This window comes from Halobacillus rhizosphaerae (assembly GCF_046719735.1).
Classification (GTDB): Bacteria; Bacillota; Bacilli; order Bacillales; family Halobacillaceae; genus Halobacillus_B; species Halobacillus_B rhizosphaerae.
Map to the genome: position 1 here is coordinate 68617 of NZ_JAUTWQ010000005.1, position 17248 is coordinate 85864.

The following is a 17248-nucleotide window of genomic DNA, read 5'->3' on the forward strand; positions in this document are numbered from 1 at the left end:
TGACTATGGAGCATAGTGCTTCTGTTACCTCTCTCGTTATAGTAATACTCGCAGCATTTATCACCCCCATTCTATTGCACCGCTTGAAACTAACGATCATACCGGTCGTAGTTGCTGAAATTATTATCGGTCTCATTATTGGTAAAAGTGGGTTTGATGTAGTCCATCCAGGAAGCTGGCTGGAGATTCTCTCGACACTGGGATTTATTTTTCTCATGTTTTTAAGTGGATTGGAAATTGACTTTTCTATATTTGGACGCAAGAAACGAAAGCAGTCTAAGCAGGAAGAGAAAGGGTCGCCTAATCCCGTAGTTGTGGCCCTTCTCATATTCTGCGGCATTTTTGTCTTATCGTTAGGCTTATCTCAATTATTCGTTCTAGCAGGCTTTATTGATAATGCGTTTTTGATGACCCTGATTATATCTACCATCTCTTTAGGTGTCGTCGTTCCAACACTGAAAGATGCTCAAATGATGAAAACATCAATAGGGCAGACAATCCTGCTGGTTGCTGTTATAGCTGACCTGGCTACGATGATTCTACTTGCAGTGTTTGTATCTCTGTACGGAGAAGATGGGGGCAATACTTGGTTATTACTCGTATTATTTGGAGCTGGGGTGCTCTTATATTTTGTAGGCAAGCAGTTCAGACATCAGTCTTATTTGGAAACAATGGCTAAAGGAACGATTCACATTGATACAAGAGCTGTATTTACTCTCATTATTGTGCTGGTTGCTCTTTCAGAAACTGTAGGAGCTGAAAACATTTTGGGGGCGTTCCTGGCCGGGACTTTAGTTTCCTTATTATCACCAGACCCTGATATGGTGAAAAAACTGGACAGCTTTGGATATGGATTTCTAATCCCAATCTTTTTTGTAATGGTAGGCGTGGACATTGATATATGGAATTTATTTACGGATTCCAGGGTGGTTGTGCTTATTCCGTTATTATTTATCGCTTTATTAGTGTCAAAAATTTTCCCTGCTTTTCTATTAAGAAAATGGTATGACATGAAGACTGTTATGAGTGCAGGATTTCTCTTAACTTCCACGCTTTCTTTAGTGATTGCAGCTGCTACCATAGGAGAAAGAGAGGGAATGATTGATAAGCAAATGGAAGGCGCACTCGTGCTTGTGGCAGTCCTAACTTGTATAGCTGCTCCAATTGTGTTTAAAAAACTTTATGGACGCTTTGAAGAGGAGGATCATAAGCAGGTCGTCTCCTTTATTGGTTCGAACCGAATGACTTTGCCCGTCGTACGCGAGCTGGATGCTCATTTATTTGAAACCCATCTTTACCACACGAAGTTAGATAGTGTAGATGAAAAGATCAGCCGGTCTTGTTTTGATATAAGAGAGCTAAATGGTTACCAGGTTGAAGAGATGAAGGAATTAGGGGTCTTTGACGTGGATATTCTGGTCGCTTCTACGGGGGAAGAACATAAAAATGCAGAAATTGCTAAATTTGCCAAAGCAGAAGGCGTAGAGCATGTGATTGTTAGGGTAGAATCTTCTGAACTCGATCAAGAAATGAAAGATCACGACATCAGTGTGTTTTCAGTATTCTTATCTTCCAAAGCGTTACTCAAAGCCATGATTGAAGCACCCAATGTGGTGGACATTTTTACACAGCAAGATAGTGCCCTTTATCAGATCAATATGAATAACTCTTCCTACGACGGCATGTATATTAAAGAGTTTCCATTTACCGGAGATGTGATTATGGTACGTATCTTCAGAGGGAATGAATCGATTGTGCCTCATGGAGATACTCAATTAATGATGAATGACCGCTTAATCGTGACGGGTTCTACAGAGTATGTAGATGAACTTAGGATGCAGCTGGAATACTGCGAGTGGTATTAGCTGTTAAGGTCCTGATATAAATAGAAATATATTCTTTAGAAGACCCGGACAGCAATGGTTCGGGTTTTCTTTTTTTACATTGGTACCTTAAATTGTATTTTGGAAGCGTTTCATATAAAATGACAGCAGGTACTGATCATTAGTAAAGTATACAAAATTCAAGGAGGAATGGAATGAACTTATCATTAGAAGGACGTACTTATGTGGTCATGGGTGTAGCGAATAAACGAAGTATTGCCTGGGGAATTGCGCGGTCCCTGCATGAAGCTGGTGCCCGGTTAATATTCACTTATGCTTCTGAACGCTTTGGTAAATCTGTAAAGGAACTTGCCGGTACTTTAGAAGGTCAAGAATCATTATTCTATGAATGCGATGTTACCAATGATGAAGCGATTATCCATACCTTTGAGCAAATTCAGCAAGACGTCGGAGTAATTCACGGTCTTGCCCATTGTATTGCTTTTGCTAATCGTGAAGAATTAAAAGGTGAATTTCTAAATACCAGCCGTGATGGATTCTTAACGGCACATAATATTAGTTCATATTCCTTAACAGCTGTTGCGAGAGCGGCCCAGCCTTTGATGGGTGAAGGTGGAAGTATTCTGACTATGACCTATCTTGGCGGTGAACAGGTGGTAGAGAATTATAATATTATGGGAGTTGCTAAAGCCAGTCTTGATGCTAGTATGAAATACTTAGCAAATGATCTTGGAAAGCACAACATCAGAGTGAACGCCATTTCTGCAGGTCCGATCCGCACATTGTCTGCGAAAGGTGTTTCGGACTTTAATAAAGTGATCGAAGAAATCGAACGCCGCGCTCCTCTTCATCGTCCTGTTACACAGGAAGAAGTCGGAGATACAGCCTATTATTTAATGAGTGATTTATCCAGAGGGGTGACTGGGGAAGTCATCCATGTGGATGGTGGATTTAGTATCGTAGCTTATTAATAGGGATTATCGCCAAGACGTTTGCCCTGTCCATGAGTCGGTTGAGATCCTTGCTTTAAGCCATTTGAAGGCGAAATAGAAAAGAATACAAGCAGACTACATGCAGGACAGGGGTAGTAGGTAGACTGTTTCAAAATTTAATTATTAAACCCGAATCAAATGGTTCGGGTTTTTTGTTGTGATCATTGAAGGATGAAGACTCTGCTTCACTTCTTTCGAGTTCATTTAATGTTAAAAACTAATCTTAATATTAATAGCAAAAAACTCAGTGTTTTACTCCGTATTCGTTAAGGGATTTGTTAAGAACCTTTCTGGAACTATCACAATTTGAGAATTTCTCATTAAAGGGAACATGGACTACAAACTGGGCATATACATAAGATGATGACCGACTGAGAAAAGGAGAGATCAATATGGTGAATAAGAAACAACTGGCAAAGCCGCCTATGCTCTATATTACTCAGCCCGCACTAAAGCCCGCGGAAGTGACCATGCAGACGAGTTTCAGAGGGAAAAAGCAGAGCAGTAATACGGGAGAAAAAGCAGGAACTTCATCAATCGAAAAAGAAATCCGCCATCGAAACAAAGGGAAGATTTCAGAAGAGCCTGTACAAAAACAGGCAGCAGAGGCAGGAGAAAATGAGAATCAGGTTAATGAAGGTCAGGAAGAAACAGGACAAGAAAAATCAGAAACACCTGGAGAAAGAAGGCAGCGGTTTCGCGATATGAGTATTGAGGGGAAAGTGAATTATTTCTTTAATTTGCCGCCGCATCTGCCAAAAATGAAATGTGAAGTTTCTACAGAAGAAGAACAGTATCGGGGATACATTAATAAGTATGAAGATGGAATTGTATACATGAAAGTGTTTCAGCGGCCGTTTCAAAGAGAGATTCCATTTACCGAAATTCAGGATATTCGTTTGATTGGATTTTAAAATTAAAAAAACCGCGCTTCAACTAGCGCGGTTTTTTTCTTGTGATTATAAGGCTGCAACTGCTGGAAGACATGTCACATGACAGAAGCAGTTAAGGTCAACAGTGATGCAGATACCGGATGCTTGAAGATTGTTGCAGTTCTGGTCTGCTGGTGACTCAGGATCATAGTTTCTATGACGGCTGTCATTAGACTCTGAAGATGAATCCTCAAGGTCATGATGACGCTCTGATAGCAATAGCTCTACAATTGCACAGCCATTGTCGTCCACTGATTTGACTCGGAAGAAAAAGCTTCCTTTAACATTGCAATAGTCATCGAATTTTCTGGAGCCGAAGCCTTTAAAAGGTTTGCAAGTTCCTTTGCAGTAAAGGATAACAGGAACAGTATCAAGTCCTGAACCTCCTCCAGTATCTCCTAATAAATCTGCGATTGACTGTTCGCAACTTGTCATACAGTCAGTTATTACATCGTTTTGAGCGTCAACGATGTCTCTTAAAATGTCGATTACACAGCTACCTGAATCGAAATTTTTACCACAACTCATTGAATATTTCCCCTTCCCAAACGTTTTGACGTAATGTCTTTATTAGAATATGTCTAGGGGGAGGGTCGGTGTGGGCATTTGTCATCTTTCTTAAATTCCGGAAGTTTTTATCTTTTAATGGGCGAATGACTATACTAACCAAGGCAAATCACCATAGAGTAACAGTGACTTTTAATAAGGAGATGAAACAAATGTCTGAAAATCATGATAAGAAAAAGGTCATCTATGTAAAAGACCTTGTTATAAAAGCGGATAATGTTGTTATTGAGCCCCAACGGCATGAGGGTCATGATCGGGTAGATCCTTTCTTTGGAGGTCCACGCAGAAGAAACGAAGCTGAAGAGAGCAGTTCTTCCCATAATAATGATGAATCCAATAACAATAACCGTGGTGGATTTTCCTGGATTTAACCTGTGAACGAATGACCACTACCTCTGAGTAGTGGTCATTTTGTACATAAAGGAGGAGAAAGAATGAACTTGAGCTGGATAGAACTACTCGTGCTTTCCTTAGCAAGCTTCAGATTTACGCGGTTAATTGTAGATGATTTAATAATGGAATGGCTTCGTAAACCATTTATGAAAATTACTTCCCATACAAACGAACGGGGAGAGCAGGAAGAATGGATTGAGCCTAATGGATGGATAGGGGAAGGCCTTAGCTGTCACTGGTGTGTAGGGGTTTGGTCAGCTTTACTTATGCTGAGTATTTATATATTTATTCCTTATGGATATTTGCTGAATATTCTATTAGCCGTAGCTGGTATTCAATCCATTATTTATGGACTAAGCCGGAGATACCTGTGAGCAAACCTAAACCTAAGCCGCTCCATCAAATCCTTCAGGAGATTCATGAAGAAAGAAGTAAAATGGGCGGGATCATCAAGCAGCCTGAGAAAAAATTTAATGGCTGGGAATCTGACTTTAACTCCTGGGAAAATAGGTTTAACAAGCGGATAAACGAGATGGAGAAATTTCTTAACAAGCAAATGGGAAAGATAGAAAAGTTCTTTGAATAGCCTATAATAAGGTTTTTTTCTTTCACCGCGGGGTAAGAAGTAGTTAAGGAGGAGATAAATATGGGATACATTTTGCCGATCACACATCATCAATACCATGATTATCATAAAAGAACTACTCAAACTGCACGTTCTCCTTTTGAATTAAACCATGTATTCAAAGCAACTCTTGACACTAAATTGCAGCAAAGAAATAAAAGGAGGGAAGAGGATCGCAAAGATTACCAGCAGTTCACCTCTTCCGTTTTTACTCCAGAACACTTTCACCTTTCCCCTCAAACCCGGAGAACCACTGGTGAGGAAAAAGTATTTTCAAAAATGACAGGAAAAGGAGAAAACTTTAGCGAATCTATTTAAAAACAGCTAAAGGAGTACTTATTTATGTCTTTTCAGCAAATCAATCAGCACTGCTATTATTATCATAGCAGCGTTAATATCGGATATATAACGAACGGGAACACCGGAATGCTGGTGGATACAGGTATAGATAAATCCACCAGCAAAAAGGTTCTGAAAGAGCTTCATACCAGGGATCTTCCTTTAACTCACCTTTTTATTACTCATGCTCATACAGATCATTATGGAGGCGCACAATATATACAATCTAATTACTCCGTTTATACGCTGGCCCCTGTTTTAGAAGAGGCAATTATGAAATATCCGCTTCTAGAACCGCTTTACTTGCTGGGTGGCAATGATCCCTTCAGTGAAGTACAGAACAAGTTTCTCCAGGGTTCACCCCTTCAAGTGGACGAGCTAATTACTGAAGGAGAATTTCAAGCAGGCGAGTTATTGCTTAAGGCTTATCTTCTTCCAGGTCACAGCTATCATCAGCTTGCCTTAAGTTATGAACGAGTATTGTTCGCAGCAGACGCTTATTTTGGGCCGGAAATTCTATCGAAGCACGGGATTCCTTTCGTCACTGATGTAAATAAAACATTGGATAGTCTCCGTATATTATTGCAATTAGATGTGAGCGGGGCAGTACCCGGACATGGGATTTATGAAGAAGAATTTCAGAATTCGGTACAAGCAAATATTGACTATCATCAAAATTTATTAACATGGCTGACTGAATATATAAGGGAATATCCTGACGGCATCTCATTAGAACAAACCATTGGAGAAATGTGCCGTTTTTACCAAGTCCCTGCTGATAGACTCGCACAATTTCTATTGTATCGCACTGCATGTACAGCCTATGTGCTTGCTTTAAAGAGTCAGGGTGTTATATCGGATAAAATTGAACAGTACCGCTGGTGTTTTTACCCAGAACCGGAGGATTAGAAGGGGAGCACAAACAACGGTTCTCCTTCTTTGTATTCTGCATATAATACTTGATTAACTTCATTAATTTCCTGAAATTTCAGCTGCTGAGTCAGCCAGCTTTCATCATAACCTGTTTCTTTTAAGTTATCTTTAAGAATTTCCCCATCGCTAATTAAGGTCATAGGCAGGGGAACTGGCTTAAGCGGGATGTTTAAGTCTGCTTTGGTCGCATTCTGCTGAGCGGGTTTCTTCATAACGGATACCGTCCCATCAGTTTCAAGGACAGCGTATTCTACATCCTGAATGGAGAATACATCTTTGGCCCGTAGTAAATGCTGCATTTGGTTAATATCTAAGTTACACTGCTTTAAGGCATCTCGGTTAATCTTCCCCTTATGAATAATGAGAGATGGTTTTCCTTCTAATAACGCACGAGTTCCTTTGAATTTCTCCGTAAGGATCTCTGTAGTGTAAATCAATACACCCCAGACGATAACAGAAAATCCCACCTTCAATATTCCAATTTCATTATCATACAAGGCATTTCCCACTAATTCACCTAGCACGAGAGCTGAAATAAAGTCAAAGGCCGTAATTTGTGTGATCTGTGTTTTTCCAAGAAATTTGGTTAATAAGAAGAGAGCCAAAAAGCCAAATAAGATTTCCACCAATATTCGTAAATAATCCATACCTTCACGTCCCCGATTTGTATATGCTTTTCTCCATTTTGGTCAGCCAGGTACTTTTTTATACAAAAAAACCTGTCCGTGATGGGACAGGTTGTTAATGCAGATCTTTCATCATCGTTACATGCGGAATGCCTGCATCTATAAATGAATCTGAAATTGTCTGATAGCCTAGCAGTTTATAAAAGCCTTCCGCATGGGTTTGAGAATTTAACTTTACTTTGCTGCATGATTTTGAACTAATTACATCTTCCATGTATTGAATGAGCTGGCGGCCATAGGATGATCCGCGTTCACTTTTTAAGACACAGATCCGTTCTAACTTTCCATAATCATCTTTAAATTGAATTCTGGCTGCAGCCACCGGTTTTTCATGTAAATACCCTACCAAATGGAGTGCCGTTTCATCAAACTCATCGTGTTCACGATCTTCTGGGACATTCTGTTCTTCAATAAAAACGAGACGCCTTACTTGAAAGGCGTCTTGTTTCTGCCGGTCATTTTCAACTAATTCAATTCGCATAGTTATAGTGTCTTTTCTCCAAGACGAAAGGTTTCATAAACACTCCATGCTCCGTTTTCCAGTTGGTAAAGAAGCTGGAAACGATCGATGTGATCGTGAAGATCGAATTTGCCCATACTCAAACTTCCATAGACATCTGAAAATTCATCGTCAGAAAGCTTTTGCGCAATCGTGATATGCGGAACAAAGGAGAATTCCATTTCACCTGGTAATTTATCAGAATGAAGCCTGTTGTTTAAATTAGAAATTTCATCAGAATTCTCGACTTTTAGATAGATCGTATTCGTCACAGGTGAAAAAGTACTTACTTTGAAAATGCCAATTGAAAAAGGTTCCGTGACTGACGCAACTTCTTTCAATTCTGGAATGATTTTCCCATTAATTTCATCTTCTTCCGCTTCAAAAGGCTCTTTAAGAGTAATATGTGGCGGAATAAGGGCGTAATGGGGGTCATAACGTTTTCTGTAAGAATTAGCTACATCTTGGATTTTTTTCGATGGAAATACTGCTATCCCGTATCTCATTTGCATGTTCCCTCCTGGATCTATTGTTTTATAAAAGTATGTGTTTAGTCACCGAACACTGTGGTCAATGCCCGCTTGAAATCCTGCTGCCAGTACTTCCAAGTGTGGTTCCCATCTAATTCGTGAAAGGTATAGGAAATCGGCTGTTTTTCAAGGAAGTCTTTCAGCTCCCGGTTTGGCTCAAGAAAATTCTTTCTGGCACCCTCGGTAGTTTCTACATCTGACTCCTGATTTCCAATTGTATGGTAAACCGTGAGAGAAGATAAGTCTTTAGTAGAACGGACAACTTCCAACACATGTTCATCTACATAAGGACTCTGCATAATTACGTTTCCGAATACATTTGGAAATTTGACCGCTGTCATTAGGGCAAGCGTGCCTGCAAGGGAATCTCCAACTAATGTTCTTCCCCTTCCCATATGGTAGCCAGGCAGCTTTTCATCTAGAAAAGGGACGACTTCACGAATGAGGAAATTCACGTAATCGCCTTGTTTCTTCCCATCTGGATGATATTTATCCTGACGGTCATACTTATCATTATAATGTATCCCAATGAAAATTGTATTTTCAATTTCCTGTTGTTCATGCAGCTGATCACTGAGCGTCGCTGCACGACCCATTTGAAAATAATCGTTACCATCCTGCATGATACAGAAGTGGTACTTATACAAAGGGGAGAAATTTTTAGGGGTATACACTTTCAGCTTCATTGTCTCATTTAAGTATTTACTATCAATTGTATAGTCAGTCATGGTGCCATCTCTGCCCAATTAGACCACCTCCTATTAAGCAAGGAAGTTTCTAAAGAAATTCCCGCGTCTGAATCAATATAAACTTACCATATCCATTTTATCATACAATTGTCAAAAAAGTAGAAAAGATCGCTCTTAGGAACTTAAGAATTATGAGCAAAGTAACGATGTTTACAAAAACCACACAAAATATTAATCTATCGTTGACATTGCTCTAAATCCATTGTATATTAATATTTGTCCAATTCAAACGGACGAACGAACTACATACCCATGATTCCGTAGCTCAGCTGGGAGAGCGCCACCTTGACAGGGTGGAGGTCGTTGGTTCGAGCCCAATCGGAATCATCCATACTAAGTGCCGGAATGGCGCGGTTTCTCAGCAGAGGAGAGGCCGCGTCATTTCTTTTTGTTTTCTTGAAGGTGTACCAATTATTGACCAAATTTAATTTTCACTTTCTTTCCGGCTATAAAATACATCATCCATTTTGCTGACTGCTTCTTGGACTAATGATGTTAAAGCATGATCCTACGTATCCATCGTGATCCGTACATCAGATTGTCCTAATCCCTCAGAAATTTCGCATGAGTACCTTGGTTAACCTATAGGTTTGATAAGTGATGCCAATTCAGTTTTAAATGCAGAATATTAAATAACGGAGGGGAGTAAAGAATGAATAGCAAAAAATTAATGGCAGGTTTACTAAGTATAAGTTTTGTAGGAATGTTATCTTGGTACATAGGAAATCATGATACCAAAACTGTTGTTCAAGCAGAAAAGCAGAATAATGTAGTTACTGAAGAGAAGACCGAAAAGAGCAAAGAAATCACATCTAAAGATATTTACGGAACTTCCGAAATTGAAAACAGTTGGGTAAAGGATCCTACAGTACCTGAAAACTTACTTATCAAAGGATTAACTTCAGTTGTCCAATTAAAAGTTCTTTCAATTGGTGAAGCAGAAATTCTTCCTAAAAAAGGTAAGTTTTATTCACAGGATCCATTCACTCCAATTCAAGTTGAAGTAAACGACACTATTTCAGGTAATCCTATGTCTGGAGAAAAGACGATCTATATCAATGGTGGAGATATAAAAATATCTAAGTTAGAAAAGTCTCTGGATAAAGGAACTATTCAAAAAATGGAGTTAGACAAATTAACCAGTAAACAAAAAGAAACCGAGTATATTTCATATGTTTCTGATCATGATTTTAGGATGAAAACCAGAAAAGACTATACTGTGATTTTGGTTAAACAAGCTGATGATATCTACACTGTTATCGGAAATGGATATGGAATATTTAAGGCGAGTAACAGTAAAAGAACAAACATGTTTAAAAATGTGTTAACTGGAAAAGAATCAGATTTACAATTTTAAACAAACTTCCCGAATAAAGAAAATAAATTAGTCCAATGCAAAAGGATTCCGATCAAAGGCTAAACACGATCGGAATCCTTTTTATATTATTACTATTCACAGCTAATCCCCTCTCCAGCACTATTTAAATGATGGACATAACCAGGATCCCTGCGTCAATTCCTTATAATCCATATGATCATTAGATCTTTAGTAGGGGACAAAAGATTTCACTATAAAGTTTATTTGCTGTTTCACTCACCTGTTTCTCACAACATAAACAGAAAATGTTAAAATTCCGAACGCCAGCACCATTCCTAGGAACTGAGTAATTTTACTTGGAAACCAAAAGGAAACAGTGAAAATGACTGCAAACACCATATATATTAATAGGTAATTAAGTGGCTTGGGCACAAATTCAACTCCTTCACTAAGAGCTGTTTACATAAGCTCGAACCTAATAATAAACAAATATCTATTTGCCGTTCCCCGGCTTATTGGTTCTTAAGTTCTTTTCCAGAATCAACCGCTTTTTTAATTGTTTCCATTGGATTATTTTTATTCGATTCAATTACATAAACGAATTGATCTTTCTGCCACTGTATTAACGTCTGAGGCGAGTCTTTAAACCCACGGATTTTAATTACTCCTTTATCCTTAGGAGCAGGCAGATAATGATTTTCTAAATAGTCAACAATAGTAGTAGCGAGGTCCATATTGTCTGGATATTTCTCAGGTGCATTTTGAGGATTATTTGGATAATCTATCTTAATTAACCAATTTCCTTCGTTCCAGACGATATATTGGTGGCCTGCTCCTGCATCCTGAGAAGCCTGAATCCCATGACCTAGGTCGACGTTGGTCTGTTCTACCGTGCGGTAATCCTTGATATAATTGGTTGCTTCTTTTGCGCTGTTAAATGAGTGTCTTTCTATACCGTCTTCCGTGCTATCACTTGAATTCTTGTTAGGTGAAGAATCAGCAGTATTGTCGCTTGTATCTTCATCTGAATTACCATCTTCATTATCTACCTGTGTATGATCTTTGGACTCAGTATTCTCTAGTGACTCATCATTCCCAGTATCATTCACTTCGCTTGCCTGGTCATTTGTTTCACTTTGATTGGCCTCCGTATCATCAGATACTTCTGAGTTTGAACTGCAGCCAGATAGGACGGCACTTATAAAGAACGCTGCGATGACCAAATTCTTTAAGTTCATAGTCTATTCCACCTTAGTAAAGAAATATATTTTAGTTTTTCCAAAGAGGCTGCTCTGTTGGAAGTAACTTAATTATAAAGTTCACTAAGCGCGATGTGCGTAAACCAAAAATCCATCTTTTCAGCAATCAAGAAAAGGAAATGAAGAATTGTAAGGTCATTTATAAATGGAAAGTTTTATTAAAGGAGAAAAGGGGAGTGAGCTTCACTAATTAAGGGAATAGAAAGGTATAGGTGTCGAACAAAGTCGAATTAGAGGTGTAATGTGAATGGAATGCTCTAAGGAATTACATCAACTTATTTCAACTTCTTTTCTTGTCACTCATACTAAGTGGAATAATGTGGACGAATTTGAACGTGGACTTCCTATTGATCTTATGGAAAGTATAAATCATTTGCGGTTCATAGAAGATTCTGCTCTAGACAAATATATTCAAACAAATAGTGACTTTTTAAACTGGAACCAATTTATAATTTACTTAACTGAGGAACATTTAGTTAAAGAGTTAGGTTACAGGTTGAAAGACTATAATCCTCGCCCCTAATAGGGGCTTTTTTGTGTAGAGAATTGCAGAAAAGTTGAAGCAGTATCGACTAAAAGAAGGCTTCATGAAAATACCAGCAGTAATAGGGAATTCAGAAGCATCTGTACCTCCAACCCATTAACCTGAAATTCATAACCATTGTTCTGGTTCAGCGGTTATGAGAACATTTACATAAAGGAGGCGGGGGTACATTGACGAAGTATATTTTACAGGTGGTTCGTGTTTTGAGTGTGCTTTTGTTAGTTTATTGTTTGTCTCAAGTTATGAAAAACACATACAGTCTTGAGTTAAATGGTATGGTGTTTGGCTTAATATTGGCCGTAATCACTACGATAGGGATTGAATTCTTTTATAATGATGGAAATGAGGATGGCTAATCATTCTAAATTACTTTGCGGACTTACATAGAAGCGTAACCTTTGTTTCCTAACTATTGTTCTTACAATTTAAGGGCAGACGACCATGACTGCCAGTTTTCAGTGAAATTAAGGATGGTTGCTGAATTCTTTTAAATAGGAAGAGCGGCCTATCATTCATGACGCTTTTTTTACGCTCCAAATAATTCTAAGATTTTACGGAATCCGTAGGACAGATCTGTGGTTAAAAGGTAAAAATGAATTCCGAACAGCCCAGTCAACACGGCATAAACGGGAAGCGTGACAGATACATACCCTTTCTTAGACAAAACCAGCACAGCAAGCCATATGAGTAATGGAATTAACCCCAGCATGAGAATGGCTATAGTACGTTCATTGCTCATCACAACTCCACCGATGGAAATTAGAAAGTTTTGGAGTATCAACAACCCTGATAGGATCAAAAAAATAGTATTTGCTTTTTTCATACTCATCCTCCTAACTCATTATTTTTCCGTGTGATATAAAACCATGGCGACCAAAAGGATTATTTTTCCATTATAACATAGGAAGAGTGCAAGCATTTGAAGATTGCGTATTTATGAAAAGGTTCATCGAATAGGTGTACCAGCTTCTTCATTCCCTTCTTATCGCAATAATGAGGCACATTTCCCTTCCTGTGATGTGCCTCCATTTTCCGTCGTTAGACACCTGCGTTTCATAACATCAAACTTTGAGACGCCATCCATTTCCGGGTAACAGTCGTCTGAATTATTTTCGAGAGATCTTGTCTTCATAAATTAGTCATTAGGCTACTATTGTTTGGGTGATATTATTCTAAATTCGGCTTTCCCTTGTTACATCAGTATATTAAGTATAAAATAGCAATCAGTGATTTTGGAAAAGAAAGAGAGTGGTAACTATGAATAGAATTGGTGTCTTAACTAGTGGGGGAGACGCACCGGGAATGAATGCAGCTATCCGGGCTGTAGTGCGATCCGGCTTATATTATGGAAAAGAAATGATTGGGGTCAAATATGGTTTTCAAGGATTATTAGATAAAAACATAGAAAAAATGCGCGCTGGCTCTGTTGGTTCAATTATTCAGCGTGGAGGGACAATCCTGCAGTCTTATATGAGTGAAGATATCTCTACTGACGCAGGTCAAGAAAAAGCGATTGATAATATGAAAGAACTCGAAATCGATGCCCTTATTGTCATTGGTGGGAGAGAGGCGATGAAAACGGCAGAATCTTTATCGGAAAAGAATTTTCCATGCGTGGGTATCCCTGCTGTGATTGATAATAATATCCCGGGAGTGGAAGAATCGATTGGATTTGATACTGCTCTAAACACTGTTATTGATTACATTGACCGGATTCGCGACACCGCTTCTTCCCATGAAAAAACTTCAATTATAGAAGTGATGGGAAAAGACACTGGTATTCTAGCCCTATGGTCCGGACTGGCCGGCGGTGCTGAGAATATATTAATTCCTGAAAAGAAAGAAGATGTAGAGGGAATAGTGGAGCGGATCAAACGCGGTGAAGGACGTGAAAAGAGATATAGTATCATAATAGTAGCCGAAGGAACTGTAAGTGGGAACGATCTCACCGTTAAATTAAAACAAGATGCCGGAATTGATTCTCGATTAACTGTCCTTGGTCATACCCAGCGCGGAGGTGCCCCTTCGGCAAGAGATCGAGTGCTTGCAAGCAGACTTGGAGCATATGCCATAGATCTTTTGATTAATCATAAATTTGGTAAAGTGGTGCAGATAAGGAATAATAAACCGGTAAGTATGAACTTTAAGGAAATCTTCTCTCAAGCGTCTCTAATTGATGATGAGATGTATGATTTATCAGAAAGGTTGTCTTTATAAAGAATAACTGCAATTATAAAAGAAATTTTCCTTCGTCTTGAACGTATCTTATTAATATTGGCGTTTCAGATAATTAGCTGTAAAATTATGCCGGTTAGATAAATAAGGAGAAAAGTGCCATTCAGGGATCCTGAGTGGCTTTTTTCTATAAAAATTAAAGTGCAAGAGGTGTTCAGTTCTGTTTCAAGTGGCCCAGATTGGCTCTGATTAGAAGGAGAATTAAGTCCCCTTGGCAGCTGGATTTTAAAAGAGGGAGCAAGAGGAACCGATTGGACTTGAACCCAATGCCTGGGGGCGTATCATCTCTTATTTTTCTTTCCAAATATATTAGATGAAATAGTACACCTTTAAAATTAATTGAATTTTTTTACATTTGAATTACATTTAGGTGAATTCAGTTATAGTGGATTAAAAGCCGGGTATTTAGTTAATGTAACACATTCCAACTCAAGTAATTCATGGAGGTGAAGCATTATGGACGATAGAAGGTATCAGACCGGTGATGAAGCCCCTAAATCAGGAATATACAAGCTAGAGAGTCTAATGAATGGAGCACCATCAAAGGAAGATAATATCAAGGTTAAGGTTGATCAAGGTGAGAAACTGCCACCTTCTCCAATATCGAAGGAACCTGCTTACTGGGTGAGGGGTTTTTAATTAAGGAACTCGACCAGAACTTTTTAGAGTTGTAGAGAGTTTAAACATTGATTGGATTCCAGAAGTGGAAGAGGATTTAATTATAGAAAGAGTCAAGGAGAAAATTTCTAATGAGAAAGGCGTTCCCTTTGAGAAAATTGAAATAAAGAAAATTCTTGAATATATGCGTAGGTAAACAATTAAATAAACTATTTCAAAAGAAAGTACTTACATTAGTGTGAGTACTTTCTTTTGAAATAGTTTGATATTTTTTTAGATTACTCACTTGTTAACGGTCCTAATAAACGAACGAATAGGAGTGGATTATTCATGAAAAAGCTATTGCTTACAGGATTCGAACCTTTTCTTGACTTCCCGATCAACCCAACGATGCAAATTGCCGAAGATTTAGACGGGCAAGTCATTCATCAGTATTGTATTATAGGCAAAGTTCTACCTGTAGATTTTCAAAAATCTGGAGAACAGCTCGTTAAACTGTTGGAAGAGACTAATCCTGATACTGTCCTCTCCCTTGGCCTCGCTGGAGGAAGAACGGCTATTACTCCTGAACGGATCGCCATTAATTGTAATGACGGCGAAAGAGATAATGATCATTATCAACCCAGGGGAGAAACCATTATTAAGGATGGGCCGGATGGACTCTTTTCAACGTTACCAATTCAGAAATTGAAAGAGACGTTGAACAGCAACGGTTTTCCTTCTCGGATTTCTAATACCGCCGGGACTTATCTGTGCAACCATGTAATGTATCAACTTCTGTATTTTTACTATAAGAACCATAAGCAGGTTCCTGCCGGATTTATTCACATTCCAGCTTCACATCAGTTAGCCATTGAACACGTAAATCTTCCAAGCTGGTCACAGAAAGATTTACATGATGCCCTTACTCTTGTGATCCACACCTTGTGACGCGGCCATTCTGTAGGAATGGTGCAGTATATTTCCTAGAACATTCGTTCACACTAATCCTTAGCAAATGAATTTTAAGGATGGATGAACCGTGATCTACATTTATAACGATTATGGTGGGACGCACACAACTTCCATGGCAGCCGCATTTCACTTAAACCTGATAACTCCTACTACTGAGCCATTTACCAAAGAACAAATTCTTTCGATCCCATTTTTTAATCAATTAACTAAAAAAGATGCTGGCAGAATTCTTTTTCATGGAAAAGATAACGAAGGCCATCCAGTTTATACAATAGGAAGAAAATCATCAAAGTTAGTTGTGCCTGCGCTTAAGGATTTGAGTTTACTTTTCCTGAACCTCTATCATGGCGAGGAACGAATCATATTTTCGAATACTTCTCCGACCGTGCCGTTCGTCATGACGATAGGAGGAGGATTATCAAGGGGACTAGGGATTGACAGCCTGGGCGTACCTCTCTTAATTAAAGGTGCACAAAAGGCAAGCAGCACAATTCATCATTTGGTTGAAAACACTAAACAAATGGCGCATTCCCATGGAGAAGAACAAGTCCTTGTTCTAGATAACGATCAATTTAAAATTTAGCATAGAGGAATGAACGTGTGCATAAAATAATGCAGTAGAGTGAAAAAGGATTTTTTGAATGTTTTCTCTCCAAAGAATGGAGAGTAAGCAATCCAAAAAGTCTTTTTTAGTTACTTGCCTTTTCCGTTATCATTCGTAAGCTTACTTAGGAATTGTATATTGTATTTTGCCTGCACAGGAATGCACAGTACAGCATCACATTGCTGAGTCTAAAGATTAATACCAGGGGATATTAGATTCCCTATCGTTTAGCAACAACAAGAGATGGAAAAGATAGACATTATCATGATTAAATAAAGGAGAGGTTCGTGTGGAACGAGAGGAACTGCACCGTAAGATTATATCGTTGAAAGGAAAAATTTGCTCAGGTCAGATTAAATTTGATGGAAGTGATCACTATATTCTTTCACAATTAGATAAAGTAAAACAGCTCGAGGACGGTATGGTAGATGTTAATACTGTACCTGCTGCACTGATTACGTTAATAAATTTAGACAGTTTAAACCCGCCTCAAAAGCAAGAGGCTGGGTTGTAAAGAAACGAGTCGATTAGGGCGGACATAGCTGCATAAAGCCTAGGCGTGTGAGGGAAGACATTTTTGTGAGTGCTATAAGGAAGCAAAAATTTAGAACAACAAGGATAATTTAC

Annotated in this window: 23 protein-coding genes and 1 tRNA gene; 17 read left to right on the plus strand and 7 right to left on the minus strand. The window is 38.6% G+C overall.

Annotation, left to right across the window (positions count from 1 at the left end; translation table 11 throughout):
- The first annotated feature begins 5 nt into the window (after positions 1-5).
- From Q7A53_RS07485 to Q7A53_RS07495, 3 genes are all read left to right on the plus strand, one after another.
- Positions 6-1865 carry a cation:proton antiporter domain-containing protein gene (locus tag Q7A53_RS07485; protein ID WP_411788522.1) on the plus strand — a complete coding sequence of 620 codons (1860 nt, stop codon included), beginning with the start codon at positions 6-8 and terminating at the stop codon, positions 1863-1865.
- Between the two features lie 173 nt (positions 1866-2038).
- Positions 2039-2815, plus strand: coding sequence for an enoyl-ACP reductase FabI (gene fabI, locus Q7A53_RS07490; RefSeq protein ID WP_411788523.1), 777 nt, complete (start codon positions 2039-2041; stop codon positions 2813-2815).
- 413 nt (positions 2816-3228) lie between these two features.
- Complete coding sequence (locus Q7A53_RS07495) at positions 3229-3750, plus strand: CotO family spore coat protein (RefSeq protein ID WP_411788524.1); 522 nt, start codon at positions 3229-3231, stop codon at positions 3748-3750.
- A 45-nt stretch (positions 3751-3795) separates the two neighbouring features.
- Here Q7A53_RS07495 and Q7A53_RS07500 read toward each other — a convergent pair whose 3' ends face one another.
- Entirely contained in the window at positions 3796-4296 is a 501-nt protein-coding gene (locus Q7A53_RS07500) for a CotY/CotZ family spore coat protein (RefSeq protein WP_411788525.1), read from the minus strand.
- Between the two features lie 191 nt (positions 4297-4487).
- Here Q7A53_RS07500 and Q7A53_RS07505 point away from each other — a divergent pair, with 191 nt between their 5' ends.
- The 5 genes from Q7A53_RS07505 (at position 4488) to Q7A53_RS07525 (ending at position 6601) form a co-directional block, all read left to right on the plus strand.
- Positions 4488-4706, plus strand: coding sequence for a hypothetical protein (locus tag Q7A53_RS07505; RefSeq protein ID WP_411788526.1), 219 nt, complete (start codon positions 4488-4490; stop codon positions 4704-4706).
- A 63-nt stretch (positions 4707-4769) separates the two neighbouring features.
- Positions 4770-5102 (plus strand): DUF1360 domain-containing protein, encoded by a 333-nt coding sequence (locus tag Q7A53_RS07510; RefSeq protein ID WP_411788527.1) that lies wholly within the window; start codon positions 4770-4772, stop codon positions 5100-5102.
- Positions 5099-5314 (plus strand): hypothetical protein, encoded by a 216-nt coding sequence (locus Q7A53_RS07515; RefSeq protein ID WP_411788528.1) that lies wholly within the window; start codon positions 5099-5101, stop codon positions 5312-5314. The genes Q7A53_RS07510 and Q7A53_RS07515 overlap by 4 nt, the downstream gene beginning before the upstream one ends.
- Positions 5315-5374: 60 nt before the next feature.
- Positions 5375-5671 carry a hypothetical protein gene (locus Q7A53_RS07520; RefSeq protein WP_411788529.1) on the plus strand — a complete coding sequence of 99 codons (297 nt, stop codon included), beginning with the start codon at positions 5375-5377 and terminating at the stop codon, positions 5669-5671.
- Positions 5672-5695: 24 nt separating this feature from the next.
- Complete coding sequence (locus Q7A53_RS07525; RefSeq protein WP_411788530.1) at positions 5696-6601, plus strand: MBL fold metallo-hydrolase; 906 nt, start codon at positions 5696-5698, stop codon at positions 6599-6601.
- Here the strand turns inward: Q7A53_RS07525 and Q7A53_RS07530 are convergent.
- The 4 genes from Q7A53_RS07530 to Q7A53_RS07545 form a co-directional block, all read right to left on the minus strand.
- Complete coding sequence (locus tag Q7A53_RS07530) at positions 6598-7272, minus strand: YetF domain-containing protein (protein ID WP_411788531.1); 675 nt, start codon at positions 7270-7272, stop codon at positions 6598-6600. The two genes, Q7A53_RS07525 and Q7A53_RS07530, sit on opposite strands and share 4 nt — an antisense overlap.
- A 94-nt stretch (positions 7273-7366) precedes the next feature.
- Entirely contained in the window at positions 7367-7792 is a 426-nt protein-coding gene (locus Q7A53_RS07535; protein ID WP_411788532.1) for a GNAT family N-acetyltransferase, read from the minus strand.
- 2 nt (positions 7793-7794) lie between these two features.
- Positions 7795-8316, minus strand: a complete 522-nt coding sequence (locus tag Q7A53_RS07540; RefSeq protein ID WP_411788533.1) for a YjcG family protein — start codon at positions 8314-8316, stop codon at positions 7795-7797.
- A 44-nt stretch (positions 8317-8360) separates the two neighbouring features.
- Entirely contained in the window at positions 8361-9086 is a 726-nt protein-coding gene (locus Q7A53_RS07545; RefSeq protein WP_411788534.1) for an alpha/beta hydrolase, read from the minus strand.
- Between the two features lie 257 nt (positions 9087-9343).
- Between Q7A53_RS07545 and Q7A53_RS07550 the strand changes: the two genes are divergently transcribed.
- Together Q7A53_RS07550 and Q7A53_RS07555 are read left to right on the plus strand one after the other, a co-directional pair.
- Positions 9344-9416: transfer RNA gene (locus Q7A53_RS07550), tRNA-Val, on the plus strand.
- Positions 9417-9741: 325 nt separating this feature from the next.
- A complete protein-coding gene (locus tag Q7A53_RS07555; RefSeq protein ID WP_411788535.1) occupies positions 9742-10446 on the plus strand; it encodes a hypothetical protein in 705 nt (234 codons plus the stop codon).
- Between the two features lie 473 nt (positions 10447-10919).
- On the opposite strand, the gene Q7A53_RS07560 is transcribed toward Q7A53_RS07555, so the two are convergent.
- Entirely contained in the window at positions 10920-11645 is a 726-nt protein-coding gene (locus Q7A53_RS07560; protein ID WP_411788536.1) for a hypothetical protein, read from the minus strand.
- 268 nt (positions 11646-11913) lie between these two features.
- On the opposite strand from Q7A53_RS07560, the gene Q7A53_RS07565 reads away from it, so the two are divergent.
- Together Q7A53_RS07565 and Q7A53_RS07570 are read left to right on the plus strand one after the other, a co-directional pair.
- Positions 11914-12189 (plus strand): hypothetical protein, encoded by a 276-nt coding sequence (locus Q7A53_RS07565; RefSeq protein ID WP_411788537.1) that lies wholly within the window; start codon positions 11914-11916, stop codon positions 12187-12189.
- A 191-nt stretch (positions 12190-12380) separates the two neighbouring features.
- On the plus strand, positions 12381-12566 hold the full coding sequence (locus Q7A53_RS07570) for a hypothetical protein (protein WP_411788538.1): 186 nt from the start codon (positions 12381-12383) through the stop codon (positions 12564-12566).
- A 170-nt stretch (positions 12567-12736) separates the two neighbouring features.
- Here the strand turns inward: Q7A53_RS07570 and Q7A53_RS07575 are convergent, their stop codons facing one another.
- The gene (locus tag Q7A53_RS07575) at positions 12737-13033 is read right to left on the minus strand and encodes a hypothetical protein (protein WP_411788539.1); all 297 of its coding nucleotides are present in this window, start codon (positions 13031-13033) and stop codon (positions 12737-12739) included.
- Between the two features lie 434 nt (positions 13034-13467).
- Here Q7A53_RS07575 and Q7A53_RS07580 point away from each other — a divergent pair, with 434 nt between their 5' ends.
- From Q7A53_RS07580 to Q7A53_RS07600, 5 genes are all read left to right on the plus strand, one after another.
- Complete coding sequence (locus Q7A53_RS07580; RefSeq protein WP_411788540.1) at positions 13468-14427, plus strand: ATP-dependent 6-phosphofructokinase; 960 nt, start codon at positions 13468-13470, stop codon at positions 14425-14427.
- Positions 14428-14901: 474 nt separating this feature from the next.
- Positions 14902-15084 (plus strand): YjzC family protein, encoded by a 183-nt coding sequence (locus Q7A53_RS07585; RefSeq protein WP_411788541.1) that lies wholly within the window; start codon positions 14902-14904, stop codon positions 15082-15084.
- A gap of 309 nt (positions 15085-15393) precedes the next feature.
- Positions 15394-15993: a pyroglutamyl-peptidase I gene (locus Q7A53_RS07590; protein WP_411788542.1), complete on the plus strand. Its 600-nt coding sequence runs from the start codon at positions 15394-15396 to the stop codon at positions 15991-15993.
- A gap of 91 nt (positions 15994-16084) precedes the next feature.
- On the plus strand, positions 16085-16600 hold the full coding sequence (locus Q7A53_RS07595) for a DUF3189 family protein (protein ID WP_411788543.1): 516 nt from the start codon (positions 16085-16087) through the stop codon (positions 16598-16600).
- Positions 16601-16910: 310 nt separating this feature from the next.
- Positions 16911-17135, plus strand: a complete 225-nt coding sequence (locus Q7A53_RS07600) for a hypothetical protein (protein WP_411788544.1) — start codon at positions 16911-16913, stop codon at positions 17133-17135.
- The last annotated feature ends 113 nt before the right edge of the window (positions 17136-17248 follow it).